The organism is Cellulomonas sp. P4_B5_2 (genome assembly GCF_056402235.1).
Genome location: NZ_JBFUHU010000309.1, coordinates 1 through 4,504, shown reverse-complemented (window position 1 = coordinate 4,504; position 4,504 = coordinate 1). Strand labels below are relative to the sequence as shown.

Here is a 4,504-nt window from a genome sequence, read left to right as displayed (position 1 = left end):
TCGGTAGGCCAGCACGAAGGCGCCTGCGAGGAGGCCGGCGGACACCAGCATCGTCGGCACGAACCCGTCGGGCGGGGCCACCGCCGGCTGGTCACCGCCCGCCAGCGACAGCAGCACCAGCGCGCCGACGACGACCACGACGGCGACGCGGTCGACGGCCCGCATCCGGGTCCCGAGCACGAACCGCGCGAGCACCACCACGACCACGAGCGACGACGCGATGATCGCCTGCACGACGAACAGCGGCAGCCGGTCCAGCGCGACGAGGGACAGCAGCCACGCGAGCCCGTCGACGGCGAACGCGGCGATGACCAGGGGCTGCGCGACCACGGCCAGGCCCGCGGTCCGGCGCGTGGCCACGGCCTGCATGATGGTGCTGACGCCGTAGCCGACGGACGCGACGACCGCCGCGAGCACCGCGAGCACGGCACTGCTCACGGGGCGGCCCCGATCGAGCCGAGGAACCGCCCGATCACCGGGATCTCCGTCACCCCCTCGGCGCCTGCCAGGACGAGCGCCTGCGTGGCGACGAACTCGACCGAGTCGAGCACCACGTACCGCGGCACCCAGCCGGGGTCGAACTTCTCGTTGAAGGTGCTGAGCGTGCCCATCTGCGTGCCCTGCGACAACCGCTGCAGGATCGGCCGGGCCAGCGCGTCCATGCGGGAGCCGGCCTCGGGGTCGCCCTCGAGCACCTCGCGCATCATCGCGAAGTTCAGGCCGAGCCCACGCTCACCGCGACCGGCGAGGTGGGCGATCGTCGCGACGATCGTGGCGTCGATGAGCCCGTTCGGCAGCCCCTCCGTGTCGGTGCGCCGCCGCATCACGTCGAGCGACCAGCCGCCGATGTCGGTGGCGGGGACCCACTGGCAGAAGGCGTCGACCCGGCCGGCAGGGTCCCGCGTGACGGAGAGCATCAGGCCGGTGTCTGCGGGCTGGAACAGCCGGGAGAGCGTCATCGAGAAGCCGCGTTCGACGTCCCCCTGCCGGGACTCGTCGCTCATCGACTGGATCATCGCCCGGAGCTCGCCGCCGATCGTCGCGGGGTCGTGGAAGGTGGTGACGTAGCCCGCGCGGGCGACCCGGTTCACCGCCTGGCGCAGCGACTTGTGGGAGCGCCCCTCGAGCGTGAACGTCGGGCAGTCGACGATGGCCTCGTCGCCCAGGTAGACGGTGCGCAGCCCGCTGGACTCGTACTCGGGGAGCCAGTCGGCCGCCGCGCCGATGACGGCCACCGACCACCCGAAGTCGTCGGCGTGGTCGAGGAACTCCGCCCACGCGAGCACCTTCTCCTCGGCCGGCCCGATGGGGTCGGGCGAGACCAGGCACACCCCACCGCGCACCGAGTGCGCGACCACCGACCGTCCGGTGAAGAACCAGTCCTTGTCGTCGCGGAGCGCGAAGTAGTCGAGGGTGCCGCCGCCGTGCTCCTGGACGACGAGCCGCGCGCGCTCCCGCTCCTCGAGGTGGTCCTGCGGGCTCAGCCGATGCGGGTGCCGCGGCGAGAGCAGGGACCAGAGCAGGGCTGCGAGCCCGCCGACGGCCAGCAGGTAGGTGACCGGCGCCAGGAACCGCCCCAGCCGTTCGATGTCCGCGTCGGAGGGGTCCGCGACGACCACCCAGACCACGAGCCCGGCGAGCAGGACGACGACGCACGCGGCTGCGACGACGAGCCCGACGACCGCCTGCCGGACCGCGTGCCGGGTGGGGAGCACCGGGAACGCGCTGCCACGGGCCGCCAGCCAGCCTGCGCCCACCGCGACGACGACCGCCGCCAGGAGGTCCGGGCCCTTCGCCAGGTGCAGCGCGGCGGAGACCGCGAGGGCCACGATCGTCGCGATCCACGCGAGCCGGTGCCCACGCCGCAGGCCGCGGGCGGTGAGCAGCAGGACGACGGACACGAGCACGAGCGTCGGCCGGGCCGTGTGCTCGACCAGCCCGGGGACGAGGTCCCGCACGAAGCCCATGCGCTTCCAGAGCGGGTGCACCACCGCCGACAGCAGCCCGAGGATCGCGAGGACGAGCACGACGCGCGAGGCCACCACCCGGACGCGGCTCCTGCGGCGCTGCTCCTCGATGGCCGACCGTGCGGAGCTGGGCGCGAGACCGGGGCTGGCCGTCATCGCCCCAGTGTGCCCGTCGGGACCTTCCCGGCGGCAGCCTGACAGGCTGGTCCCCGTACCGGGGGCGGAGAGGGGGAGCCGATGGTCCGTGCGGAGGACCCGCCCGGCAGCGTCCTTCCCCCTGACGTGCTGGAGGAGCTGAGCGCGGGCGGGGACTGGCTGAGCTCGTGGTGGACCGTGGTCGCCCTGCTGCTGCTCGCGGTCCTCGCGGTGCTCTGGGCGGTCCGTCGGCGCGCCCGGCACCGGCTCACGTGGCCGCAGTGGACCGCCGCGGTCCTCGCCGTCGCGCTGGCGGCCGGCTTCGTGGCGAACATCGCCGTGGGCTACGCGCCCGACATGGCGGCCGCCCGCGTGGCCCTGGCGAGCTGGGGGGTCGGCCCGGCCGCCGAGCCGCACGCGGCGGGCCCGCACGACGGCGGGGTCGAGTCCGTCCAGATCCCGGCGCCCGCCGCCGACCGCATGCCGGGCGACAGCCTGACGTGGGTCTACACACCGCCCGGATATCCCGACGGGTCGACGCGGTACCCGGTCGTCTACCTCGTGCACGGCACTCCGGGCGCGAGCGGCGACTGGTTCGCAGCAGGCGACGTCCCGCACGTCATGGACGTGCTGCTCGCCCACGGGCTGGTGCAGCCGATGATCGTCGTCGGCGTGGACGTCAACGGCACCGGACCCGGGGCGTCGGACACCGAGTGCCTCGACTCCACCACGGGCGGGTCGCAGGTCGAGACCTACCTGACCGACACGGTGATCCCCTGGGTCGACCGGGAGTACCGGACCGCCACGGACTGGCAGCACCGCACGGTCGGCGGCTTCTCGGCGGGCGGCTTCTGCGCGCTGGACCAGGGCCTGCGGCACCCCGAGCTGTACGGCGCGATCCTCGCGATCGAGCCGTACGGCGATCCGGGTGCCGGCGGGCGGGCGATGCTCGCGACGGAGGCCGAGTGGGACGAGCACGACGTCGTGAGCTACGCGCCGACGATCCCCCTGCCGCACGAGGTCGCGTTGTTCGTCGACATCGCCGGCCTCGAGCACGGCCAGCCCCGGCGGGACGGCACCGCGATCGCCGAGAGCCTGGCGGCGCGCGGGCAGGACGTGCTCCAGCGCGAGGAGGCCGGGCAGCGGCATACGTGGACCATGGCGCGGGTCGCGATCCCCTACGGACTGGTGTTCGCGTCCGCACACATGCCGTGAAGCGTTTAGGCGATGGAGAGCGCCTCCCCGACCTGGTTGTGTGACCACGCACCCGCCCGCCGGCCGGCCGGCGGAACGGCGGGCGGGTGCATCCACACGTCGACCGCCCGCTGCGCGGTCCCCAGATGCCCACGGAACGAGGAAGTCCCATGAGGTCTCGTAGGTCCCTGCTGTCCGGCGCCGTCCTGGCTGCCGCCGTCGTCGCGCTCGGTGCGACGTCGCTGATCACCACCTCCGCGCAGGCCGCGACGCCCCCCGGCCTGCACGTCTCCGGCACCCAGCTCGTGGAGAAGGACGGCACCCCGTTCATCGCACGCGGCGTCAGCCACGCCCACACCTGGTACGTCTCCCAGACGCCGGCCGCGATCCCCGCCATCCGCGCCGCCGGCGCCAACGCGCTGCGGGTCGTCCTGTCCGGCGGCGACCGCTGGACCAAGAACGACGCCGCCGACGTGGCCGGCATCATCAGCCAGTGCAAGGCCAACAAGCTCATCTGCATGCTCGAGAACCACGACACCACCGGTTACGGCGAGCAGAGCGGCGCGGTCACCCTCGACACCGCCGCCAACTACTGGGTCAGCATCGCGTCCGCGCTGCAGGGCCAGGAGGACTACGTCCAGATCAACATCGGCAACGAGCCGTTCGGCAACAACGCGACGACCAACGCCACCTGGGCCTCGGCCAGCTCAGCCGCCATCGCCAAGCTCCGCGCGGCCGGGCTGCACCACAACATCGTGATCGACGCCCCCTCGTGGGGTCAGGACTGGGCCGGGATCATGCGCGACAACGCCGCGACCGTGGCCGCGTCCGACCCTGACAAGAACGTCCTGTTCTCCGTGCACATGTACGGCGTCTACAACAACGCGTCGACCATCAACGCCTACCTCGACGCCTTCACGGCCAAGGGCCTGCCGCTCGTCATCGGCGAGTTCGGCAACATGCACTCCGACGGCGACCCCGACGAGGACACGATCATGTCCGAGGCCGTCAAGCGCGGGATCGGCTACTACGGCTGGTCCTGGTCCGGCAACGGCGGCGGCGTCGAGTACCTCGACATGGTGACCGGCTTCAACCCGGCGCAGCTGTCCTCCTGGGGCACGCGGATCTTCAACGGCACCAACGGCATCAAGTCCACCGCGGTGACGGCCAAGGTCTACGGCGGCGTCCAGCCGACGACCCCGGCCCCC

4 protein-coding genes are annotated in these 4,504 nt (G+C 73.0%); 2 read left to right on the top strand and 2 right to left on the bottom strand.

Annotated elements, in window-relative coordinates; all coding sequences use genetic code 11:
* Together AC1DUQ_RS18180 and AC1DUQ_RS18175 are read right to left on the bottom strand one after the other, a co-directional pair.
* A partial coding sequence (locus AC1DUQ_RS18180) for a hypothetical protein (RefSeq protein WP_477074284.1) occupies positions 1-438 on the bottom strand: 438 nt, incomplete at its 3' end.
* Positions 435-2,123, bottom strand: a complete 1,689-nt coding sequence (locus AC1DUQ_RS18175; protein ID WP_477061210.1) for a bifunctional lysylphosphatidylglycerol flippase/synthetase MprF — start codon at positions 2,121-2,123, stop codon at positions 435-437. The genes AC1DUQ_RS18180 and AC1DUQ_RS18175, both read right to left, overlap by 4 nt.
* Before the next feature lie 81 nt (positions 2,124-2,204).
* Here AC1DUQ_RS18175 and AC1DUQ_RS18170 point away from each other — a divergent pair, with 81 nt between their 5' ends.
* Entirely contained in the window at positions 2,205-3,317 is a 1,113-nt protein-coding gene (locus AC1DUQ_RS18170; RefSeq protein WP_477061209.1) for an alpha/beta hydrolase, read from the top strand.
* Between the two features lie 149 nt (positions 3,318-3,466).
* A partial coding sequence (locus AC1DUQ_RS18165) for a cellulase family glycosylhydrolase (protein WP_477074283.1) occupies positions 3,467-4,504 on the top strand: 1,038 nt, incomplete at its 3' end.